This window comes from Streptomyces coeruleorubidus, from assembly GCF_008705135.1.
Lineage (GTDB): Bacteria > Actinomycetota > Actinomycetes > Streptomycetales > Streptomycetaceae > Streptomyces > Streptomyces coeruleofuscus.
In genome coordinates, this window is the sequence record NZ_CP023694.1 from 5998610 (window position 1) to 6021321 (window position 22712).

Sequence of the window (22712 nt, forward strand, 5' to 3'; positions counted from 1 at the left end):
GACCCGAAAGAGGACAGAATCTGACCTAAGTAGCCTCCCGGCTTGTCCCTCCAGGCTCACCGTCATGGCTCATCCTCCCTGCTCACCTTTCACACAGCCCGCTTGCGCATCTCCCGTCGCCGTTTTCCACATCGTTATCGCCAGTGACTCGCCTGCATGCCGTGCCTCGCGTAGGTTCAGACCAAGGTGATTCGCGCCAGCAAAGCAGGACTGCGCGGGCGGTACCGCGCAGTGGAGGGGGCTGCGCGGTGCCAGGGCCTCGAGGCGGAAGCGGTGCCGGGTCAAGCGGGTGTTCGCGGCCGCGTCACCCGTAGGGGGGATACGGGGACAAGTCGGCGAGCGGGCCCCAAGCTGCGGCAAATCCGCCGGATCCCGCCTCAGGGCGCACGATTCCCCTGCGTAGGGACCGCACAGGGGCTGCGTTTCGGCCAGGAGCAAGCCGTGAACGAGAGGTTCCGCGGACATCGCCGCGTCGTGGGGCGGCTCCGGAGAGTAGTTGTGGCACGCCGATGCACGCAGCATCACTTACGAAGGGTTATGGTGGAAACCCCCCCTCGGGCCGGTCCGTCTCCCCCCCCACGGACCGGCCCGTTTTTTTGTGCGCCGAAGTCGGTCCGAAGCACCGGCCGGAATTCTCCGTTCCGCACCCGTGGGCGGCCCACGGCGGCAGCGAGGGTAGGCTTCGCCTCCGGGGACTGCCACACGGACAGGGACCGCCCGCGGCCACGACCGGGCCGCACGCCGCGGCCTGTCCGACCCGTACGGAGGGGCTGACGATCACGTGAACCTGCGCGACAAGCTGCGTGGCCTGCTGGTCAGGCTGTACGCACGCCGGGTGGAAGGCCACCTGGACCACGCTCAGGTGCCCAAGCACATCGGCGTCATCATGGACGGCAACCGGCGCTGGGCGAAGGCCGCCGGTTCCAGCACCGTCCACGGTCACCGGGCCGGTGCCGAGAAGATCGAGGAGTTCCTCGGCTGGTGCAGTGAGACCGACGTCGAGGTCGTCACCCTCTGGCTGCTGTCCACGGACAACTTCGACCGGCCGCAGGAGGAGCTCGTCCCGCTGCTCGGCATCATCGAGGACGTCGTGCGCACCCTGGCCGCCGACGGCCGCTGGCGCGTGCACCACGTCGGCACGCCCGATCTGCTGCCCTCCGGGATGCAGACGGTGCTGAAGGAGGCCGAGGAGACCACCGCGCACGTCGACGGCATAGTGGTCAACGTCGCCATCGGCTACGGCGGCCGCCAGGAGATCGCCGACGCCGTGCGCTCCATGCTGCTCGACGCCCAGGAGAAGGGCACCTCGATGGAGGAGCTCGCCGAGGCGGTCGACACCGACATGATCGGGCGTCACCTCTACACGAGCGACCAGCCCGACCCCGACCTGGTGATCCGCACCAGCGGCGAGCAGCGGCTGTCCGGATTCATGCTCTGGCAGACCGCGCACTCCGAGTACTACTTCTGTGACGTGTTCTGGCCGGCCTTCCGCAAGGTCGACTTCCTGCGCGCCATGCGCGACTACGCCGCCCGCCACCGGCGCTTCGGCGGCTGATACACCGCCCGCCCCCGCCCGCCAGCGCTTCGGCGGCTGAAACGCACTCCGGCGCACTGCGCCGGGCGTGGGACTTCGCGGGACCCCGCAGACCGCCCCGGCACCGCGGTCACCGCAGGTCACAAACCTTCCCGGTACCCCTCCGAAGACGTGCGTAACACGGAGTTCACCGGACCGCCGTCATATGCCGTGGCATGGCGACGCTCGTTCGAGGGCATAAGCCAGTCAGGTCGATGCCCGATCCCCGGGTGTCGGATCTCAGCGGACGGCACGGGGCCGTCCGCCCGGGAGGCCCTTTGCACCAGCCCGATCGTGCGGTCACAGCACGGACGAAGAGGCGGAGGGCCGGTTCTCGGCCCGTGCAGGGCGGCCGACGACCGGTCCAGCTCCACTCCGTCGCTCCCCGACCTCATCCGAGGGGGTACGTCCTTCCGTGGTGACCAGCACAAAGCGCCACAAGCCAGACCGGCGCACCTACGTTCTCGACACCAGCGTCCTGCTGGCCGACCCGAACGCCCTGAGCCGCTTCGACGAGCACGAGGTCGTGCTTCCCATCGTCGTGGTGACGGAACTGGAGGCCAAGCGGAACCATCCCGAACTCGGCTACTTCGCCCGGCAGGCCCTGCGCCTGCTCGACGACTACCGGGTGCGGTACGGCCGCCTCGATGCCCCCATCCCGACCGGGGACCTCGGCGGAACCGTCCGTGTCGAGCTCAATCACTCGGACCCCAGCGTGCTGCCCAGCGGCTATCGCCTGGGGGACAACGACTCCCGCATCCTCGCGGTCGCCCGAAACCTTCAGGCCGAGGGGTTCGACGTCACCGTCGTGTCGAAGGACCTCCCGCTCAGGATCAAGGCGTCCTCGGTCGGGCTCCTCGCCGAGGAGTACCGCGCGGAACTCGCCATCACGGACTCCTCCGGCTGGACCGGAATGTCCGAACTGACCCTGCCCGGCGAACAGGTGGACATCCTCTTCGAGGAGGGGCGCGTCTACGTCCCCGAGGCCGCCGACCTGCCGGTGCACACGGGCCTGATGATCCAGTCGGAGCGCGGCAAGGCGCTCGGGCGGGTCACACCCGACGGCAACATCCGTGTCGTACCCGGGGATCGTGAGGCGTTCGGCATCAAGGGCCGCAGCGCCGAGCAGCGGATCGCGCTGGACCTGCTGCTCGACCCGGACGTCGGGATCGTGTCGATGGGCGGCCGGGCCGGCACCGGCAAGTCGGCGCTGGCGCTGTGCGCGGGTCTGGAGGCGGTGCTCGAGCGCCGTCAGCACCAGAAGGTGATGGTCTTCCGTCCGCTCTACGCGGTGGGCGGGCAGGAGCTCGGCTATCTGCCCGGCTCCGAGGCGGAGAAGATGAGCCCCTGGGCGCAGGCGGTGTTCGACACGCTGTCAGCGGTCACCAGCCGGGAGGTCATCGAGGAGGTCACCGCCCGCGGGATGCTGGAGGTGCTGCCGCTCACCCACATCCGCGGCCGTTCGCTGCACGACGCGTTCGTGATCGTCGACGAGGCGCAGTCGCTGGAACGGAACGTACTTCTTACCGTTCTGTCCCGTATCGGGGCCAATTCACGGGTGGTTCTCACCCATGACGTGGCGCAGCGGGACAATCTGAGGGTCGGCCGGTACGACGGAGTCGTCGCCGTCGTCGAGAAGCTGAAGGGTCATCCGCTTTTCGCGCACGTGACCCTGACCCGGTCCGAGAGGTCGCAGATCGCTGCTCTTGTGACCGAAATGCTCGAAGACGGACACATCTGACCGTCCTGCCCCAAACGGGGGCGGTTACGCAGTAGTTGGCGCCGTCCGGAAAGGCGAAGAGCCTAGCCGGGCGGCGCCTTCGTGTGTGGGCCTTCTGTGAATCTCCCGCGTCAAACGGGATGTGAGCTTTCACACGCAACTGGGAATTGCCTTGCCCCGTCGAGTTGCGGCAGAGTCTCACTCCTGTCAGGCCCCGCATACGACACACCTGTACCCCCAGCGGTACGGCACCACTAAGAGCACCTTCAACTTCATAGCGATGTCGTATGCCGCCCGAGCATTACGCGGCGCTCCCGTGAGGGAGTTGCCCACCGGGCCCGCGCCTCCCGTGACCCGCAGTTGGGGAGGCCAGTGCCAGGGGCACGATTGCGTCCGCGAGGGTCACCGAAGCGGGCGATGCTGGAAGGAAAACCGTGTGAGCCGGATCTCGGTCCGGGGATTCGCAGTGGCTTCGGCCACCGCGGTCACCGCTGTCGGAAGCGTCGTCGGCGTTGCCTCGGGCAGCACCGCGCAGAACAACGACGCAGAAGCGACGGCAAGCGGCACCACGCTGCTCGCGGACATTCCCGCGGGCCAGCAGGCCCAGGTGCAGACGGCGTCGCTGACACAGCAGGCCGACGCACAGGCCATCGCCGCCGACGCGAGCGCGAAGAAGGACGCCGAGGAGGCCGCCCGCAAGGCTGCCGCCGAGACGGCCATCGCCAAGAAGAAGGAAGCCGCCGAGAAGGCCGCCGCGGCCGAGAAGGCCGCCAAGGAGCGTGCGGAGGCCAAGGAGGCCGCCAGCCGCTCCAAGGACATCTCCGACTTCCCCGTCGCGACCTCCTACTCCATCGCGCAGATCCAGGCGATGGCGCGGCAGATGGTGCCGGCGGGTCAGTTCCAGTGCTTCAGCAACATCGTGGACCACGAGTCCGACTGGAACTACAAGGCGGTCAACCCTTCCTCCGGGGCCTACGGCATGTTCCAGGCGCTGCCCGGTACCAAGATGTCCTCCGCCGGTGCCGACTGGCGGACCAACCCGGCCACCCAGATCAAGTGGGGCCTGAACTACATGAACGAACGCTACGGCAGCCCGTGTGATGCCTGGTCGTTCTGGCAGGCCAACAACTGGTACTGAGCCCGCGGCCCTGAGCCGCAGCCATCCTCAGCGCAAGCCCCTCACCGTCGTACGGTGAGGGGCTCGCGCCATGTACGGTCTTGACGACGACTCCAGGGGGGAGTGGTGCGGAGAGACGGGGGAAAAGGACGGATCATGTCGCGAGTACCAGGGTGGCTCGGCCGGCTCGGTGCCGGACTGACCGAGATGAGCGAGCGGTGGAACGAACGCCGCGCCGAGGCCGAACGGGAGCGGGACGAACCCGATTCCCGGACACCGTCCGACGAACACGTGCCGCCGCCCCCGGAGTACGCTCCCGACGTACCCGCCCGGCCCGATCCCGCGCTGGCCGTGCCGTGGGGGGTGCGGGTCGCGGCGGAGGCCGGCTGGCGGCTGCTCGTCCTCGCCGGCACGCTGTGGGTGCTGACGCGGATCATCAGCGCCGTCCAGCTCGTGGTGCTGGCGTTCGTGAGCGCACTGCTCATCACCGCGATCCTCCAGCCGACCGTGGCGCGGCTGCGGCGGCTGGGGGTGCCGCGCGGGCCGGCCACGGCGCTGACGGCGATCCTCGGCTTCGTCGTCATGGGGCTCATCGGCTGGTTCGTGACCTGGCAGGTCATGGAGAACATCGACGACCTCTCGGGCCAGATCCAGGACGGCATCGACGAGTTGCGGAACTGGCTGCTGAACAGCCCGTTCCACGTCACGGACAAGCAGATCAACGAAATCGCCAAGAACCTGCGGGAGGCGGTCGGCGCGAACACCGACCAGATCACCTCGGCGGGGCTGGAGGGCGTGACGGTCGTCGTGGAGGCGCTGACGGGGATTCTGCTGGCCGTCTTCTCGACGCTGTTCCTGCTCTACGACGGCAAGCGGATCTGGGAGTGGACGCTGAAGCTGGTGCCGGCGGCGGCGCGGCCGGGGGTGGCCGGGGCCGGGCCGGCGGCGTGGCGGACGCTGACGGCGTATGTGCGGGGCACGGTGATCGTCGCGCTGATCGACGCGATCTTCATCGGGCTGGGCATCTACTTCCTCGATGTGCCGATGGCCGTGCCGCTGGCGGTGTTCATCTTCCTGTTCGCGTTCATCCCGCTGGTGGGCGCGGTGATGTCCGGGGCGCTGGCGGTCGTCGTCGCGCTGGTCACCCAAGGGGTGTTCACCGCTGTCATGACACTGGTCGTGGTGCTGGCGGTGCAGCAGATCGAGGGCCACATCCTGCAACCGTTCATTCTCGGACGGGCGGTGCGGGTGCATCCGCTGGCGGTGGTGCTGTCCGTGGCGTGCGGGGGCGTGGTGGCCGGGATCGGGGGTGCGGTGGTGGCCGTGCCGTTGGTGGCCGTGACGAACACGGTGGTGGGGTATCTGCGGGCGTATTCGCGGCAGTCGGCGCTGCGGCACTCGGTACGGCCCCGCGGGGCGACAGCGATGGGGCCGGCGGAGCAGCCCGGCCCTTCCGAGGCGCCGTCGGAGTAGCCCGGCCCGGGGAGAACCCGAAACGCCGACAGGGCCCCGCCCACCGGTCAGGTGGGCGGGGCCCTGCGACGTGCGGCAGGCGACCGAGGGTTACTCGGACAGCACCGCTTCGGCGTCCAGCGTCACGCCGACCGCCTGGATCACGGACGCGATCTTGAACGCCTCCTGGACGACCTCCCGGTCGATCCCGGCCTTGCGCAGCACCTGCTCGTGGGAGTCGAGGCACATGCCGCAGCCGTTGATGGCGGAGACCGCGAAGGACCACAGCTCGAAGTCGACCTTGTCGACGCCGGGGTTGCCGATGACGTTCATCCGCAGGCCCGCGCGCAGGTTGCCGTACTCGTGGTCCGACAGGAGGTGCCGCGTGCGGTAGAAGACGTTGTTCATCGCCATCACCGCGGCGGCGGACTTGGCGGCCGTGTACGCCTCGGGCGACAGGTTCGCCTTCGCCTCCGGCTCCAGCTCGCGCAGCACGATCGGGGAGCGCGAGGCGATCGCGGTCGCGAGGACCGTGCCCCACAGCTGCTGGGCCGGGAGGTCGGAGTTGCCGATGACCGAGCCCAGGTTGAGCTTCAGGTCCTTGGCGTAGTCCGGTACGCGGGACTTCAGGGAGTCGAGGGACATGCCTCACTCACCAGCCAGCAGCTTGACGGGGTCGAGGGTCTCGTCGCCCTTGGACCAGTTGCAGGGGCACAGCTCGTCCGTCTGGAGCGCGTCCAGGACCCGCAGGACCTCCTTCGGGTTCCGGCCGACCGAACCCGCGGTCACCATCGAGAACTGGATCTCGTTGTTCTGGTCCACGATGAACACCGCGCGCTTGGCGAAGCCGTCCTCGTCCTCGATGCCGAGGTCGCGCATGAGCTCGTGCTTGGGGTCGGCCATCATCGGGAACGGCAGGTCACGCAGGTCCTCGTGGTCCTTGCGCCAGGCGTGGTGGACGAACTCGGAGTCGCCGGAGAAGCCGAGGACCTGGGCGTCACGGTCGGCGAACTCGTCGTTCAGCTTGCCGAAGGCGGCGATCTCGGTCGGGCACACGAAGGTGAAGTCCTTGGGCCACGCGAAGATGACCTTCCACTGACCCTCGTAGGTCTTGTGGTTGATCTGCTGGAACTCCTTGCCCTTCTCCAGCGAGACGCAGGCGGTCAGATCGAACTCGGGGAACTTGTCACCGACAGTGAGCACACGCTCTCCTTGCAGCGAAGAAACACCCGGATTGCGGGTGTTTCCCATGGGTTGGACGTTAATGATGTTGGCACAGGGTCGATTGATTACGGAAATAGCTACACTCGGTCGTGTTGATCGGAGGTAGTTATCAGTGACTGTGGGTAATAAGCGCAGGCAGCCCAGCCTCGCCCAGCTTCGGGCCTTCGCGGCCGTCGCCGAGCACCTGCACTTCCGGGACGCCGCCGGGGCGATCGGCATGAGCCAGCCCGCCCTCTCGGGTGCCGTCTCGGCGCTGGAGGAGACACTCGGAGTGACGCTCCTCGAGCGTACGACGCGCAAGGTGCTGCTCTCGCCCGAGGGTGAGCGGATCGCCGTACGGGCCAAGGCGGTGCTGGCCGAGGTGGGCGCGCTCATGGAGGAGGCCGAGGCGGTCCGGGCGCCGTTCACGGGGGTGCTGCGGCTGGGGGTCATCCCGACCGTGGCGCCGTACCTGCTGCCCACCGTCCTGCGGCTGGTCCACGAACGGTATCCGCACCTCGACCTCCAGGTGCACGAGGAGCAGACCGCCTCTCTCGTCGAGGGCCTCGCCAACGGCCGGCTGGATTTGCTGCTGCTCGCCGTGCCGCTGGGTGTGCCGGGTGTGGCCGAACTGCCGCTGTTCGACGAGGACTTCGTGCTCGTCACGCCGCTCGACCACTGGCTCGGCGGACGCGAGGGCATACCGCGCGAGGCGCTGCGCGAACTGAACCTGCTGCTGCTCGACGAGGGGCACTGCCTGCGCGACCAGGCCCTCGACATCTGCCGGGAGGCCGGCCGCGAGGACGCGCCGGTCACCACGACCGCCGCCGGGCTGTCCACCCTGGTGCAGCTCGTCGCGGGCGGGCTCGGCGTCACGCTGCTGCCGCGCACCGCCCTCAAGGTCGAGATCTCCCGCAGCAGCCAGCTCCTCACCGGGTACTTCACCGACCCGGCCCCCACCCGCAGGGTCGCTCTCGCGATGCGGGCAGGGGCCGCGCGCGGCGCCGAGTACGAGGAACTGGCCGCCGCCCTGCGAGAGGCGCTGCGGCCGCTGCCCGTAAGGGTCCTGGACCGGGACGCCTGACGGGCCGACGCAGAAGAGCTTGAGGCTCCTACTCGGTCCGCAGACCGTCCGGCCGCATCATCCTCAGCAGCGGCGGCAGGCTCAGCAGCGTCACCACCAGGACGATGCCCGCGCCGATACCGGTCATCGACAGCACGCCCGGCCAGTCCACCCGGACGGACAGGTTCACCATCCGCAGCAGGACCGCGCCCAGGGCCATGCCCACCGTCGCGGCGAGCAGCAGGCCCAGTCCGATCGGGATCGCCGTCTGCCACAGCACCGACAGGCTGAGGGTGCGGCGCCGGGTGCCGAAGGCGACCAGGGACGACAGCAGCTTGCGGCGCTCGCGCAACTGCTCCAGCTGCGAGACCAGCAGGCTCGCGCCGATCAGGGCCAGCACGCACGCGGCGCCGACGAACAGGCCGGTGCGGATGGTGGCGTAGCGGCTGTTGCTCTCGACGGAGTTCCACACCATGGGGTCGACCATGGGGTCGATGCGCGCCGCCGCGTTGCGCACGTACTCGTACGCGTCCGGCTCCGCGGGGGCGAGGCTCAGGTAGAGCTCTCCCTCGGCGAACGACGCGAGCTTCGGGAGCGGCCCGCCCGGCGTGAGCAGGATGCCGCCGCGCTCGGTCCCGGTCGGGTCCTCGCGGGGCTGGGCCTGCCGGATGTCCCGCGGCACGCTCCAGGAGAACTGCTCTCCGGGCCGGCCCTCGTTCGCGCTGTCGAACCACAGCTTCTTACCCGGCTTGGCCAGCCTGGCCGTGTCGGTGTCGTACTGCGCCCCGTGCACGGCGAAGACGTCGCCGTCGCGGCAGGAAGGCAGCGTGGCCACCTCGCGGAGCGCGGCGCAGTCGCCGATGGTGACCTGGACGAGGGAGTCGGCGTCGGTGCGCTTGTCGGCGAGGTAGGTCTCGGCCAGGGCGGTGACCTTGCGGACGCCCTGGGTGTCGCGGAACTTCTCGGCGGTGGAGGCGAGTTCGACGCCGTCCGGCACGTGCACCTGCATCTGGGCCCGCGAGACGTCGTACCGCGACGCGGCGGTGTAGGTGCCCTCCACCCCGGCGAACAGCATCTGGAGCGCGATCGCCCCGGCCACCGCCACCGCGATGCCGTTGACCATGCGAGCCGCCGCGCCACTGCTCAACTGGAGTCGGCGCACGGCCAGTTGCCAGGCGATCCCGCCGGAGCCGAGCCGGGCGACGACCCTCTCCACGATCCAGGGCAGCAGGGCGGTGACGCCGACGAGCAGGAGCATGACGCCGCCGACGACGAGGTACTGATTGAACTCTCCGCCGTCGTCGCCCTGCCCGATCATCGGAAAGAGCATCGCGAGCCCGCCCAGCGGCAGCAGCAGCCGCCACCACAGCCGGCGCCGCGCGGGCCTGGCCGTACGCACCACGCCGAGCGGCTCGATGACCACCCCGCGCAGGGCGAGGAGGGTCACCAGCACCGCGGCCGTCGGGACCGCCAGCGCGACCAGGGCGGCCAGCAGCGGAGAGGGGTCCAGATAGCTCGGGAACACACTGACGTGGTACACCTCGAAGGTGGCCGCCAGTTGGCGCCCGAGCAGGAAGAACCCGGTGCCGAGGACGAGCCCCAGCAGGGATCCGGCGAGGGCCTCGCCGGCGGCGATCCGCCGGGTCATCCGGCTGTCGGAGCCGACCAGCCGCAGTGCCGCCAGCCTGCGGTCGCGCCGCTCGCCGCCGAACCGCACGGCCGCTGCGATGAACACGGCGACCGGCATCAGCAGCACCACGAAGACGACCAGGACCAGCAGGAGCAGGACCGGGTCCCACGGGTCGGACGGCACCAGTTCCGGATTGCCGAAGCTGTCGATCCGGGCTCCGCTGACGTGCTCGAGGCGGTCCGCCAGTCCCTTGCCGCCCGCGAAGTAGGCGAGTTCCTGGGAGCCGACGAGACCCTGCTCGCCGATCGTGCCCGTGATCCGGTAGGGCAGCCGCTCCCGCAGCAGTTTCCCGCTGCCGGAGGCGAGCAGCTCCTTCAGCGCCGGGGAGACGACCATCTCGCCCTTGGCCGGGAACTCCGAGAGCCCCGGCGGCAGCGGAGCCCGCGGGCCCTCCGGCTCCAGCATGCGCCCCCGCACGTCCCGGTCGCGGAACGTGGTGTCCGTGTCCAGCACGATCAGGGTGTTGTCGGCCTTCGGTACCACCTTCTGGCTGAAGGTGTGGTCGCTGCGCGCCTCCTCACGCCGGTCCCGTTCCGCCAGCGCGTTCGGGATGGCGGTGGTGAGCAGCAGCAGCGCCACTCCGAGCCCGACGCCGACGGCCGTCAGCAGCGCCCGGATCCACCCCTCGCGTCCGCCCCCGAAAGCGAACCGGATCCCCATACCGAGATCCCGCGCCCACTGCGAGGCGCTCATACGGCGCGCTCCATGTCCCGGGACTTGCCGTCGCGTACGACGATCTCGCGGTCGGAGTAGGCGGCCACCCGGGCCTCGTGCGTGACGAGCACCACCGCCGCGTTGGCGGACCGGGCGGCGTCCGTGAGCAGGTCCATCACGCGCTCGCCGTTGAAGGAGTCGAGCGCGCCGGTCGGCTCGTCGGCGAACACCACACGCGGGTTCGTCACCAGCGCGCGGGCGACGGCGACCCGCTGGCCCTGGCCGCCGGACACCTCGCCGGGCCGCTTCTTGCGCAGCTCGTCGACCTCCAGCCGCTCCATCCACGCCAGCGCGGTCCGCTCGGCCTCCTTGCGGGACGACCCGTTCAGGCGCAGCGGGAGCGCCACGTTCTCCACGCAGGTGAGTTCGGGCACGAGCTGGCCGAACTGGAACACGAAGCCGAACTCGGAGCGCCTGAGCGCACTGCGCTCGGCGTCGCTCAACGACGTCACCTCACGCCCGTTGTACGTGATCGAGCCCGAGTCGGGCGGCACGATCCCGGCGAGGCAGTGCAGCAGCGTCGACTTGCCCGACCCGGACGGACCCATCACGGCGACGACCTCGCCCGGGTGGATGGAGAACTCGGCACCGTCGAGCGCGGTGGTCGGCCCGTACGCCTTGCGCAGGTCCTGGGCGGTGAGCAGCGAACCAGCGGGAATCGTCACCGGGTCACCGCCTCACGGAGCTTGTCCAGACGCGCGGCGGTCAGTTCCAGCCAGCGCAGGTCCGCCTCCAGGTGGAACAGGGCGTGGTCGCAGATCAGCTGGTCGGCCAGGTCGCCCTTGCGCTTGCGGTCGGTGAGGATCCGCATGCTGCGCAGGTGTTCCGAGCGCTGCGTGTCGAGGATGTCGGCGGCGTCGCGGTGGGTGAGCAGCGCGAGGACGACCTTGGTGTAGAGGGTCGACTGGAGGTACGGCTCCGGCTTCTCCGGCGTCGCCAGCCAGCGCGCGACATCGGTGATGCCGGCCTCGGTGATCGCGTACCGCTTGCGCTCGGGCCCGCCGCCGGCCTCGATGCCGTCGACCTGGACGAGCCCGTTCTTCAGCAGCCGGGACATCGTCGAGTAGACCTGGCCGTAGTGCAGGGGCCGGTCGTGACCGAACTTCTCGTCGAAGGCCCGCTTCAGGTCGTAACCGTGGCGCGGGCCGGACTCCAGGAGTCCCAGGAGAGTGTGACCGATGGACATGACCAGGACTGTACACGGGGTGTATACGCGGCATGTATACGCCGAGTGTGCAGTCCATGGCGTGCCGTACGGGCGCGCAGGTCGGGGGCTGTTGTCACGGTTCCGCAACAGGCTATTGCCCGGAGCCGCCGGGGGGTCGTCCACGCCGGGGCAGGGGCCCGGTCTCCCGCGGCAACCGCCCCGCTTCGGCCAGCGCCTTCCGCAACAGGAACTCGATCTGCGCGTTGGCCGACCGCAGTTCGTCCCCGGCCCACCGCGCCAGCGCCTCGTACACCGCCGGGTCCAGCCGCAGCAGCACCTGCTTGCGCTGCTGCTGCGGCCGGCGCCGGGAACCCGGACCCTCGGACGGCTCCGTCACTGGTACAGCGACCCGGTGTTGAGGACCGGCTGCGCGGCGCGGTCGCCGCACAGCACCACCATCAGGTTGGAGACCATCGCCGCCTTCCGCTCGGAGTCCAGTTCCACGATGTCCCGCTCGGTGATCCGGGCGATCGCGGCCTCGACCATGCCCACCGCCCCGTCCACGATCTGCCGCCGGGCCGCGACGACCGCTCCGGCCTGCTGCCGCTGGAGCATCGCCGAGGCGATCTCGGGGGCGTATGCGAGGTGCGTGAAGCGCGACTCGATGATCTGGACCCCGGCCGCCTCCACGCGCGCGTGGAGTTCGACGGCGAGCTTCTCGGTGATCTCCTCGGCGTTGCCGCGCAGGGAGAGGCCGTCCTCCTCGTGGGCGTCGTAGGGGTACTCGATGGCGATGTGCCGCACGGCCGCCTCGGTCTGCGTGGAGACGAACTCGACGTAGTCGTCCACCTCGAAGGTGGCCTGGGCGGTGTCCTCGACCCGCCACACCACGACCGCGGCGAGCTCGATCGGGTTGCCGTAGGCGTCGTTGACCTTCAGGACGGCGGTCTCGTGGTTGCGGACGCGCGTCGAGATCTTGGTGCGCGAGGTGAGGGGGTTCACCCAGCGCAGGCCGTCCTGGCGGATCGTCCCGCGGTAGCGGCCGAAGAGCTGGACGACCCGGGCCTCGCCGGGCGCCACCATGTTCAGGCCGCACATGGCCAGGAACGCCGCGAGCCCGACCAGGATGCCGCCGATGATCAGCGCGGCCTTGGCTCCGCCCCCGTCGACCGACGTGGCGGCCGCGATCAGCCCGGCGCCGGCCAGCAGACCGAGCAGGCCGAGCAGCAGGGCGAGCCCGCCGCCGATGCTGTGCGCGGCGAACTCCCGCACGCGGGGCGCCGGCATCTCAGGCACATCTGCGGTGACCTGCGGTTGGTGTGTGGACATGGGTGATCCCCCGTTCCTCCCGGGAAGCCACTCCTGCATAGCTTCCGTCTATCTAAGTGATATCACTTTTCCGCGTCCTGGCAACCCTACGCGTGTCTCGAACGTCGGTTCCGTTGAGATGGGTGCTGATTGTCACGCCCGCAAAGGGCCGGATCGGCAGCCCTATCTCTTATCTCCCGGTGTTAGCTTTCTGAGCTGACCTGAGCGGCGAACCTGTGTGACATGTGAGCACACATGAACGAAGCGGAGCGGATCGGACCCATGGGACGAGCGGAAGAAAGACGCGCCAGACAGCGCGGTGGGCGCCGGGCGGCACCCAAGCGCCGCCGTTCGTCGGGCGCGCCCGGGAAGAGCGGCATACGCAGGCTCTTCACCTGGAAGAAGATCCTCGGCACCTTCTTCGGCCTGTGCCTGCTCGGCATGGGTGCCTTCGTCGTGCTGTACATGATGATCGGAATCCCGAAGGGGAACGCCGACGCCGAGTTGCAGAGCAACGTCTACAAGTACAGCGACGGCTCGCTGCTGGCCCGCGCGGGTGACCGCAACCGCGAGATCGTGGACCTGGCCGAGGTGCCCAAGCCCGTCCAGAAGACCTTCGTCGCCGCCGAGAACAAGACCTTCTACAAGGACGCCGGCGTAGACCTGAAGGGCACGGCCCGCGGTCTGCTCAACACCGTCACCGGCAAGGGCGCGCAGGGCGGTTCCACGATCACGCAGCAGTACGTGAAGAACTACTACCTGACGCAGGAACAGACCGTCTCGCGCAAGCTGAAGGAACTGGTCATCTCGCTGAAGCTGGACCGGGAGAAGTCCAAGGACTACATCCTCGCCGGCTACATCAACACCAGTTACTACGGCCGTGGCGCCTACGGCATCCAAGCCGCGGCGCAGGCCTACTACCACGTGGACGCCAAGGACCTCACGGTCGAGCAGGGGGCCTACCTCGCCGCGCTCCTCCAGGCGCCGAACCAGTACGACTGGGCGATAGCTTCCGACACCGGTAAGAAGCTGGTGAAAGCGCGCTGGAACTACGTCCTGGACAACATGGTCGAGGAAGGCTGGCTGAACACGTCCGAGCGCCAGGCCATGACGTTCGAGGAGCCCAAGGAGCCGAAGGCCGACCCGAGCATGGGCGGGCAGACCGGCTACCTGGTGAAGGCCGCCAACGCAGCGCTGGAGAAGCAACTCGTCGCCCAGGGCGCCGCCGAGGACGCGAAGCAGGCGGGGGCGCTGGTAGACCAGGGCGGCTGGACCCTCACGCTCAACATCGACAAGAAGAAGCAGGCGGCGCTCGAGAAGTCCGTCAAGCAGCAGCTGGACAGCAAGCTCGACCCCCGCAAGCGCAAGGTCGACGCGGACGTCCAGGCCGGTGCCGCGTCCGTCAACCCGAAGACCGGCGCGGTCGTCGCCATGTACGGCGGTCGGGACTACCTCAAGCACTACGTCAACAACGCGACCCGCACCGACTACCAGCCCGCCTCCACCTTCAAGCCGGTGATCCTGGCGGCCGCCCTGGAGGGCGCCGCCGAGACCCAGGACGGCACGCCGATCAGGGCGAACACGATCTACGACGGCACGAGCAAGCGCCCGGTCGTGGACGACGGCACCAAGGTCGGGTTCGCCCCGGAGAACGAGGACGACGCCAACTACGGCAAGGTCACCGTCCAGACGGCGATGAACAAGTCCATCAACTCCGTCTTCGCGCAGATGGGCGTCGACGTCGGTATGCCCGAGGTGATGAAGGTCGCGGGCGAACTCGGCATGAACACCGAGGGCTTGGAGGCGGTGCCCGCCCAGACTCTGGGCACCATGGGTGCGAGCCCGCTTGAGATGGCCGGCGTCTACGCGACCCTCGACAACCACGGCAGGAAGGTCACGCCGACCCTCCTCAAGTCCGTCGAGCACAACACCCGCGCGGTCACCGTCCCGGATGCGATCGGAGACCAGGTCATCAGCCGCGAGGCCGCCGACTCGGTGACCTCGGTACTGACCGGCGTGGTCGACGACGGCACCGCCCAGCGGTCCGTGCGCAACAACCCCCAGCGCGACGGCCAGCAGGTCGCGGGCAAGACGGGTACGTCCGACGACAACCTGTCGGCCTGGTTCACCGGCTACACACCCGGCCTGGTCACATCCGTCGGCCTGTTCGGAGAGGACGACAAGCCCCCGTACAAGCACGTCCCGATGTACAAGGCGGCCGGCGAGCCCCGGATCAACGGCGGCGATTTCCCCGCGCTGATCTGGGCGGCGTACACCTTCGGCGTGATGGGCGACACCAGCAAGTTCGACCTGGACACCCAGCAGGGCGCGGCCGTCCAGCCGACCTGGACGCCGACACCGACGCGGGAGCCGACCAAGGAGCCCACGCGGGAGCCGACGACCGAGGAACCGTCGTCGTCGTCACCGCCGCCCACGACCGAGGAGCCGAGCAGCTCGCCGCCGGCGAGCCCGTCGACGACACCGCCCACCTTCACCCCGCCGACGGCCCCGGAGACGACACCGCCGGACGACGGCGGCGACCCGTTCGACCCGATCAAGCCGGGCGACGGACGGCGCGAACAGTAGGAGGCACGGCGAGGGGCGCCCGGCGAACACCGGGCGCCCCTTCTCCGTGTGCTGTGCTCAGCTCCTGTTGAGCTCGAACCAGACGACCTTGCCCGTGCTGAGCCGGGTCGCGCCCCAGCGCCGGGCCAGGCGGTTCACCAGGTACAGCCCGCGTCCGCCCTCGTCCGTGGCACGCGCCTGCCGCAGGCGCGGCAACTGCGGGACGTCGTCGCCCACCTCGCAGCGCAGGACGTCCGTCCGCAGCAGCCGGAGCGTGACCGGCCGGGAGGCGTACCGCACGGCGTTCGTCACGACCTCGCTGACCAGCAGCTCCACGGAGTCGCTGAGTTCCTCCAGACCCCAGCGCTGAAGCGCGCGCCGGGCCAGGCGGCGGGCCCGGCCGGGGGCGGCGTCCTCCGGCTCCAGGAACCAGTACGCCACATCGCTGGGCGCGATGCCGTCGAAGCGGGCGGCGAGCAGCGCGATGTCGTCGTCCCGGTCGCCCGGGCCGAGCATGTCGAGCACCTCGTCGCACAGCGCTTCCAGGGGCGGCGGATGGTCCGGCCCGGTGAGCTGCGCGGTCGCGGCGAGCTTCTCCCGAAGCTGCTCGATGCCGGTCCACACGTCCCGCAGCCGGGACTCGACCAGGCCGTCGGTGTACAGCAGCAGGGTCGCGCCGGCGGGCGCGTCCAGCTCCACGGCCTCGAAGTCGACACCGCCGACCCCGATGGGGGCACCGGCCGGCACGCGCAGCACCTCGGCACGGCCGCCCAGGTGGAGCAGGACGGGCGGCGGGTGACCGGCGTTGGCGATGGTGATGCGGTGCGATACCGGGTCGTACACCGCGTAGAGGCAGGTCGCCATGCGGTCCACGCCGAGGCGCTGGGCCTGTTCGTCGAGGTGGTGCAGGACCTCCTGCGGCGGCAGGTCGAGACCGGCGAGGGTCTGGGCGGTGGTGCGCAGCTGGCCCATGACGTCACCGACGACCAGGGCGACCCGGCTGCCGGGCAGCGGGATGGCGTCGTACCAGTCGCCCCCGACCCGGGCGGTCTCCGCCGCCGGCAGGTACCGGGAGGCCAGCCGCACACCCGTCGGGCGGGGCAGCGTCTCGGGCAGCATGGTGCGCTGGAGCTCGTCAGCGATGTAGGCCTCGCGGCCGTACAGCACGGCCTTGTCGATGCCCAGGGCGCTGTGCGTGGCGAGCTGTGCGGCCACCAGCAGGTCGTCCGGCTCGAAGGCCATACGCTCGGGGCGGCGCAGGAACAGGGCGGCACCGATCACCCGGCGCCGGCCGCGCAGCGGCGCGAGGATCGCGCGCTGTCCGTCCGGTACGCCGAACTCGCCGCCGTCACCGAGCAGCTCCGGCAGGGCGGCACGGGCCGCGGGGGCGTCGGTGAACACCGGGCGCACACCCCGCAGCACCTCGGCGAGGGCGCTGCCGGGCCGCACCTCGCACAGTTCGGCGCCGACCGTGTCCAGTTCGTTCGGCTCGGGCTGCGTGGCCGGCAGGAAGCCGTTCTCCGTGTCCCGCTCCGCCGGTATCCGGTCGGTGCGGCGCAGCCGCAGCACCAGCGGGCCGGTGGGCCGCTCGTCACCGACGGGCAGCGGGTCGCGCAGATAGACCAGGATCGCGTCGGAGAACGTGGGCACGGTGGCCCGGCACAGCCCCATCACGATCTCGTCGAGATCGATGCCGCGTGCGATCCGCCGGGTGGCGGCACCCACGAAGCGCAGCCGGTCGCCGTCCCGCCGCATCGGCGTGGGCCGGCCGGGCGGCAGGCTCTGGCCGCTGCGGCGCTCCTGCCCGTCCGGGCCGGGCGTCGGCCGGTCCTGTTCGTCGGCCGGCTGGACCGGAATGCCCTCGGGGGCGGGCCGCGGCCGAGGAGTGTCGCGCTCGGCGGTCTGCTCGGTACCCGGCTGGGAATGCTCGGAGGCGGGGTCGCTCACGGTGTCCTTGCCCTTGCCGAACGGCGTGGAGGTGCCCGGCTCCGACGTGCCCGGCGTGGTGTGCGCCGTCGTGAGCGGAGCGCTGACGTCGCCGCCGCAGCGGCCCTGTACCGGTAAGGCGCCCGTGCCGGGCGCACGCGCCGGTGTCGAGGTGTGCACGAGCGCCCCGCGGGGGTCCGTGGGGTCGACGCCCGGCTGCGGGCGTTCGAAGGAGGTCGGCTGCTCCGTCACGCGTGTCGAATCCATCCGTCCGGGGCTGCACGCCAGAGGTGCAGGTGGTCCCGCCGAGACTCCGATACCCGGAATACGTGCCCCAGGAACGGAATCCCCGCGTGGTCAGAGGTTGTCGCTGTGCCACCGGCGGACCGTCTGCGGCCCTCAGGGGCCTTCTGCCGGCCCCTGGGGCCCGTGGCGCAGGCCCTGCCGGTGTTGCCCTCGTACCCCTCGCTCACGTCCTGCCGCCCCTCGGTGACGATCGGTCAAGCCCAGCGCGTGCTCCGTCAGTTGCCGCCGCGCACCCTTGCGGAGGACGATCCTACGTTTCTTGCCCGGGGGCGCATCAAGGGTCTCATGAGGACACATGCGCGGGAGTACGATCCCAGTCCTCCGGCAGTGACGGTACCGCCCAGGACGGATCCGGGCGCCAGTGCTGCCAGCCTTCCGAGAACGGCGGCCCCCAGGCGCGGATCACCTCCACGGCGGCGCGCCCGGCCGCCCGCACCTTTTCGGCCTGCTGGTCGTCCATCAGCCCGTCCCGCATGGCCTGGGCGAACTCGTCCTCGTCGCGCCAGTGCCACGTGCGGTCCGGGTGCACGGAGATGTCCAGGAAGTGGTCGACGGAGTCCACACCGCCCTCCCAACGGGCCAGCGGCTCCTCCAGGTTCACGTACCAGTTCTTGAACCGCCAGCCCGGCTCCCAGAACAGCCACACCGACCAGGGCTCGCCGGGCCGCGCCAGCTTCAGCACGCCCGTGCCGAACCAGCGGTCGCGCTGCACGGTCCGCGGCTTGGTGTAGCGGGACTCCAGCGGTTCGAGGTGCACGGGGGTGCCGTCGGCGAGCACGGGCCGCATGCACTCCGTGCCGGGCGCCAGCCACACGGCGAGCAGCTCCGCGTCGTCCCGTACGACGGTGACGGGACGCGCGATGTGGAAACGCGCGCCGCCGTTCTCCCGGTACCGCCACAGGATCTCGCTCCCGGGCTCCCAGAAGCCTGCCGCACCACCCGTTTCCACGCGTCTCACCGCTCCACCGTCTGCCATGCACAGATATTAGGTGCCATGGGCATACGACGCTGCGGCGCGTGTCACGGTTCACGCGCCGGGCGCCTCGCTCGGCGAACTGTCACGGGTGCGTCATCCGCAGGACATCCAGCGCCTCGTCGAGCTGCTCCAGGGTCAGGTCCCCGCGCTCCACGTACCCGCTGTCCAGGACGACCTGACGGATGGTCTTCCGCTCGGCCAGCGCCTTCTTGGCGACCTTGGCGGCCTCCTCGTAGCCGATGTACTTGTTGAGCGGCGTGACGACGGACGGGGAGGACTCGGCGTACTCCCGCGCCCGCTCGCGGTCGGCGGTGATGCCGTCGACGGTCCGGTCGGCGAGCAGCCGCGTGGCGCCCGCGAGCAGCCGCACGGACTCCAGCACGTTCTTCGCGATGACGGGCAGCATGACGTTGAGCTCGAAGTTCCCGGCGGCGCCGGCGGTGGCGACGGTGGCGTCGTTGCCCACGACCTGGGCGGCGACCATCAGCACGGCCTCCGGGATGACCGGATTCACCTTGCCCGGCATGATCGAGGAGCCGGGCTGGAGGTCGGGCAGGGCGATCTCGGCGAGGCCGGTGCGCGGCCCGGAGGACATCCACCGCAGATCGTTGGCGATCTTCGTCAGCCCGACCGCGATGGTCCGCAGCTGCCCGCTGGTCTCGACGACGCCGTCCCGTGCGCCCTGTGCCTCGAAGTGGTTGCGGGCCTCGGTGAGGGGCAGCCCGGTCGTACGGGCGACCTCCTCGATCACGGCGGCGGAGAAACCGGGCGGGGTGTTGATCCCCGTGCCGACGGCCGTACCCCCCAGGGGCAGTTCGGCGAGCCGGGGAAGGGACGCCTCCAGCCGCTCGATCCCGTACCGCACCTGTGCGGCGTACCCGCCGAACTCCTGCCCCAGCGTCACGGGCGTGGCGTCCATGAGGTGGGTCCGCCCCGACTTCACGACATCGGAGAACTCCTCGGCCTTGCGCTCCAGGGAGGCGGCGAGGTGGTCCAGGGCGGGGATCAGATCACGGGTGACGGCGGCGGTGGCGGCGATGTGAATGGAGGACGGGAACACGTCATTGGACGACTGGGAGGCGTTGACGTGGTCGTTCGGGTGAACGCTCTTGCCCAGCCGCTCGGTCGCGAGGGTGGCGATGACCTCGTTGGTGTTCATGTTGGACGACGTCCCGGACCCGGTCTGGAACACGTCGACGGGGAAGTGCGCGTCCCACTTGCCCTCGGCGACCTCGCCGGCGGCCTCCTGGATCGCCCCGGCGACATCCTCGTCGAGCACCCCGAGCCGCGCGTTCACTTTCGCCGCGGCGCCCTTGATGCGGGCCAGGGCCTCGATGTGCGCCCGCTCGATCCGCTGCCCGGAAATCGGAAAGTTCTCGACAGCACGCTGCGTCTGAGCCCGCCACTTGGCGTCGGCCGGGACACGTACTTCGCCCATGGAGTCGTGCTCGATGCGGTATTCGTCGCTCATACCGGCTATAGCGATCGAGGGGGCGGTGATGTTCCTGGGTGGGGCGAATGGGGGCTGTGGACTGTGGAGCGCCGGGGGCTGAGCCCATGAAGGGTGGCACTTCGTAGCCGGTGAGGTAGCGGGGCCTGAAGACTTGTGAGAGGGCCGGGGCCGCCGGGGCCATGAGGGGGCGAGTATCCGAGTCCCCGAGGGGGAGTGGCCTGACGGAACGTGGACGGCGGGGGCTGAAGGCACGTGAGGCGGCGAGGGCTGAAGAGGCCTGAGGGGGCGGGGCCCGAGCCACGAGAGGGCCGAGTATCCGAAGCTCATGAGGGGCCGGGGCCCGGGGCCCTGAGGGGTGCAGGAGATGCGGTCCCCGCCGGTGGCGGGGCCTCACGCCCGACCGTGTCGGGCGGTGGGTGGGCGATGACTGGGGCCCGAAGTCACAAGTGGCCGGGGCCCCGGAGCCATAAGGGGGTCGAGTATCCGGAGCCCGAGAGGGACCAGGGGCCGAGACCTCTGAGGGGTGGAAGGGACGCGGTCCCCGCCGGTGGCCGGGCCTCAGGTCCGGCCGGTCGGCGATGGCCGGGGGTTCAGGGGGCGGAGCCCCTGGCGGGGTCGAAGGGGCGGAGCCCCTGGGGAGGGGACGGGTAGGGGCGGCGGGGGCGAAAACCACCCCCGCCGCACCCCGGGGCACTACGCCAGCCCCGGCCCCCGCACCGGAATGCTCGTGAACGTGGGCGCCGGCGCCGGGTCCTGGAAGAAGTCGTTGCCCTTGTCGTCGACGACGATGAACGCCGGGAAGTCCTCGACCTCGATCTTCCAGACGGCCTCCATGCCGAGCTCCTCGTACTCGACGACCTCGACCTTCTTGATGCAGTCCTGGGCGAGACGGGCCGCCGGCCCGCCGATGGAGCCCAGGTAGAAGCCGCCGTGCGAGGCACACGCGTCCGTGACCTGCTTGCTGCGGTTGCCCTTCGCCAGCATCACCTTGGACCCGCCAGCCGCCTGGAACTGCTCGACGTAGGAGTCCATACGACCGGCCGTCGTCGGACCGAAGGACCCGGACGCGTACCCCTCGGGCGTCTTGGCCGGACCGGCGTAGTACACCGGGTGGTCCTTCAGGTACTGCGGCATCTCCTCGCCCGCGTCCAGCCGCTCCTTGATCTTGGCGTGCGCGATGTCACGGGCGACGACGAGCGGGCCGGTGAGGGAGAGCCGGGTCTTCACCGGGTACTTGGAGAGCTCCGCCAGGATCGTCTCCATCGGCTGGTTCAGGTCGATCTCGACGACGTCACCGGCCTCGTCCAGGTGCTCGTCCGTCGTCTCCGGCAGGAACCGCGCCGGGTCCGTCTCGAGCTGCTCGAGGAAGACACCCTCGGCCGTGATCTTCGCGACGGCCTGACGGTCGGCGGAGCAGGACACCGCGATGGCGACCGGGCAGGACGCCCCGTGCCGCGGCAGCCGCACCACGCGCACGTCGTGGCAGAAGTACTTCCCGCCGAACTGCGCCCCGATCCCGATCTTCTGCGTCAGCTCGAAGACCTTCTGCTCCAGCTCCTGGTCCCGGAAGCCGTGCCCGAGCGCCGACCCCTCCGCCGGGATCTCGTCCAGGTAGTGCGCGGACGCGTACTTCGCGGTCTTCAGCGCGTACTCGGCGCTCGTACCGCCGACCACGATGGCCAGGTGGTACGGCGGGCAGGCCGCCGTGCCCAGCGAACGGATCTTCTCCTCCAGGAACTTCATCATGGAGGACTCGTTCAGGACGGCCTTCGTCTCCTGGTACAGGAACGACTTGTTGGCCGAGCCCCCGCCCTTCGCCATGAACAGGAACTTGTAGGCGCCGCCGTCGGTCGCGTACAGCTCGATCTGCGCGGGAAGGTTGGAGCCGGTGTTCTTCTCCTCCCACATGGTGAGCGGAGCCATCTGCGAGTAGCGCAGGTTGAGGTTCTGGTAGGCGTCGTAGATGCCGCGGGACAGGGCTTCCTCGTCGCGCCCTTCCGTCAGCACGTTCTGACCGCGCTTGCCCATCACGATCGCCGTGCCCGTGTCCTGGCACATCGGCAGCACACCCGCCGCCGCGATGTTCGCGTTCTTCAGCAGGTCCAGCGCCACGAACTTGTCGTTGCCGGACGCCTCCGGATCGTCGATGATGCGGCGCAGCTGCGCGAGGTGGGCCGGGCGCAGGTAGTGCTGGATGTCGTGGATGGCCTCCTCGGCGAGCTTGCGCAGCGCCTCCGGCTCCACCTTGAGGAAGGTCCGCCCGTCCGGCCCCTCGACCGTGGAGACACCCTCGGAGGTCACCAGCCGGTACGGCGTGGTGTCCTCTCCCTGGGGGAGCAGATCGGTGTACGCGAACTCAGGCATCTCAGCCCATTCCTCACTCGACGGACGGCGGCCCGCCTCCATTGGCGAGCGCCCACCAGCGTAGAACCTGCCTCCGACAGCGAGCCTGTGAGGTAAGGCTCAGTTCGTCACACCCGGCCGGGACACTTCGTCGCA

17 protein-coding genes are annotated in these 22712 nt (G+C 70.0%); 6 read left to right on the plus strand and 11 right to left on the minus strand.

Annotation, left to right across the window (positions count from 1 at the left end):
* The first annotated feature begins 781 nt into the window (after positions 1-781).
* The 4 genes from CP976_RS27825 (at position 782) to CP976_RS27845 (ending at position 5883) form a co-directional block, all read left to right on the plus strand.
* Positions 782-1555, plus strand: coding sequence for an isoprenyl transferase (locus CP976_RS27825; protein WP_150482804.1), 774 nt, complete (start codon positions 782-784; stop codon positions 1553-1555).
* A gap of 433 nt (positions 1556-1988) precedes the next feature.
* Positions 1989-3314, plus strand: coding sequence for an RNA 5'-3' helicase PhoH2 (gene phoH2, locus CP976_RS27835; RefSeq protein ID WP_086852459.1), 1326 nt, complete (start codon positions 1989-1991; stop codon positions 3312-3314).
* Positions 3315-3729: 415 nt separating this feature from the next.
* Complete coding sequence (locus CP976_RS27840) at positions 3730-4431, plus strand: aggregation-promoting factor C-terminal-like domain-containing protein (protein ID WP_150482806.1); 702 nt, start codon at positions 3730-3732, stop codon at positions 4429-4431.
* Between the two features lie 135 nt (positions 4432-4566).
* Complete coding sequence (locus CP976_RS27845) at positions 4567-5883, plus strand: AI-2E family transporter (RefSeq protein ID WP_150482807.1); 1317 nt, start codon at positions 4567-4569, stop codon at positions 5881-5883.
* Positions 5884-5973: 90 nt separating this feature from the next.
* Here CP976_RS27845 and CP976_RS27850 read toward each other — a convergent pair whose 3' ends face one another.
* Positions 5974-6507, minus strand: a complete 534-nt coding sequence (locus tag CP976_RS27850; protein WP_150482808.1) for an alkyl hydroperoxide reductase — start codon at positions 6505-6507, stop codon at positions 5974-5976.
* Positions 6508-6510: 3 nt separating this feature from the next.
* On the minus strand, positions 6511-7065 hold the full coding sequence (locus CP976_RS27855; protein ID WP_086852467.1) for a peroxiredoxin: 555 nt from the start codon (positions 7063-7065) through the stop codon (positions 6511-6513).
* Positions 7066-7198: 133 nt separating this feature from the next.
* Between CP976_RS27855 and CP976_RS27860 the strand changes: the two genes are divergently transcribed.
* Positions 7199-8149 carry a LysR substrate-binding domain-containing protein gene (locus tag CP976_RS27860; RefSeq protein ID WP_167537433.1) on the plus strand — a complete coding sequence of 317 codons (951 nt, stop codon included), beginning with the start codon at positions 7199-7201 and terminating at the stop codon, positions 8147-8149.
* Positions 8150-8177: 28 nt separating this feature from the next.
* Here CP976_RS27860 and CP976_RS27865 read toward each other — a convergent pair whose 3' ends face one another.
* The 5 genes from CP976_RS27865 to CP976_RS27885 form a co-directional block, all read right to left on the minus strand.
* Positions 8178-10511: an ABC transporter permease gene (locus tag CP976_RS27865; protein WP_150482809.1), complete on the minus strand. Its 2334-nt coding sequence runs from the start codon at positions 10509-10511 to the stop codon at positions 8178-8180.
* On the minus strand, positions 10508-11197 hold the full coding sequence (locus CP976_RS27870) for an ABC transporter ATP-binding protein (protein ID WP_150482810.1): 690 nt from the start codon (positions 11195-11197) through the stop codon (positions 10508-10510). Before CP976_RS27870 ends, CP976_RS27865 begins: the two co-directional genes overlap by 4 nt.
* Positions 11194-11718 (minus strand): PadR family transcriptional regulator, encoded by a 525-nt coding sequence (locus tag CP976_RS27875; RefSeq protein ID WP_150482811.1) that lies wholly within the window; start codon positions 11716-11718, stop codon positions 11194-11196. The genes CP976_RS27870 and CP976_RS27875 overlap by 4 nt, the downstream gene beginning before the upstream one ends.
* Positions 11719-11830: 112 nt before the next feature.
* Positions 11831-12076: a type II toxin-antitoxin system antitoxin gene (locus tag CP976_RS27880; protein WP_086852475.1), complete on the minus strand. Its 246-nt coding sequence runs from the start codon at positions 12074-12076 to the stop codon at positions 11831-11833.
* On the minus strand, positions 12073-13008 hold the full coding sequence (locus CP976_RS27885) for an SPFH domain-containing protein (RefSeq protein ID WP_150482812.1): 936 nt from the start codon (positions 13006-13008) through the stop codon (positions 12073-12075). Before CP976_RS27885 ends, CP976_RS27880 begins: the two co-directional genes overlap by 4 nt.
* Positions 13009-13269: 261 nt before the next feature.
* Between CP976_RS27885 and CP976_RS27890 the strand changes: the two genes are divergently transcribed.
* Positions 13270-15573, plus strand: coding sequence for a transglycosylase domain-containing protein (locus tag CP976_RS27890; protein ID WP_150482813.1), 2304 nt, complete (start codon positions 13270-13272; stop codon positions 15571-15573).
* A gap of 57 nt (positions 15574-15630) precedes the next feature.
* Here the strand turns inward: CP976_RS27890 and CP976_RS27895 are convergent, their stop codons facing one another.
* The 4 genes from CP976_RS27895 to CP976_RS27915 all read right to left on the minus strand — a co-directional run bounded on the left by CP976_RS27895 (position 15631) and on the right by CP976_RS27915 (position 22577).
* Positions 15631-17745: a SpoIIE family protein phosphatase gene (locus CP976_RS27895; protein ID WP_150482814.1), complete on the minus strand. Its 2115-nt coding sequence runs from the start codon at positions 17743-17745 to the stop codon at positions 15631-15633.
* A 322-nt stretch (positions 17746-18067) separates the two neighbouring features.
* Positions 18068-18760: a cytidylyl-2-hydroxypropylphosphonate hydrolase gene (gene fomD / locus CP976_RS27900; protein WP_150482815.1), complete on the minus strand. Its 693-nt coding sequence runs from the start codon at positions 18758-18760 to the stop codon at positions 18068-18070.
* An 82-nt stretch (positions 18761-18842) separates the two neighbouring features.
* Positions 18843-20231 carry a class II fumarate hydratase gene (locus CP976_RS27905; RefSeq protein WP_150482816.1) on the minus strand — a complete coding sequence of 463 codons (1389 nt, stop codon included), beginning with the start codon at positions 20229-20231 and terminating at the stop codon, positions 18843-18845.
* A gap of 675 nt (positions 20232-20906) precedes the next feature.
* Positions 20907-22577, minus strand: coding sequence for a fumarate hydratase (locus CP976_RS27915; RefSeq protein ID WP_150482817.1), 1671 nt, complete (start codon positions 22575-22577; stop codon positions 20907-20909).
* Between the last annotated feature and the right edge of the window lie 135 nt (positions 22578-22712).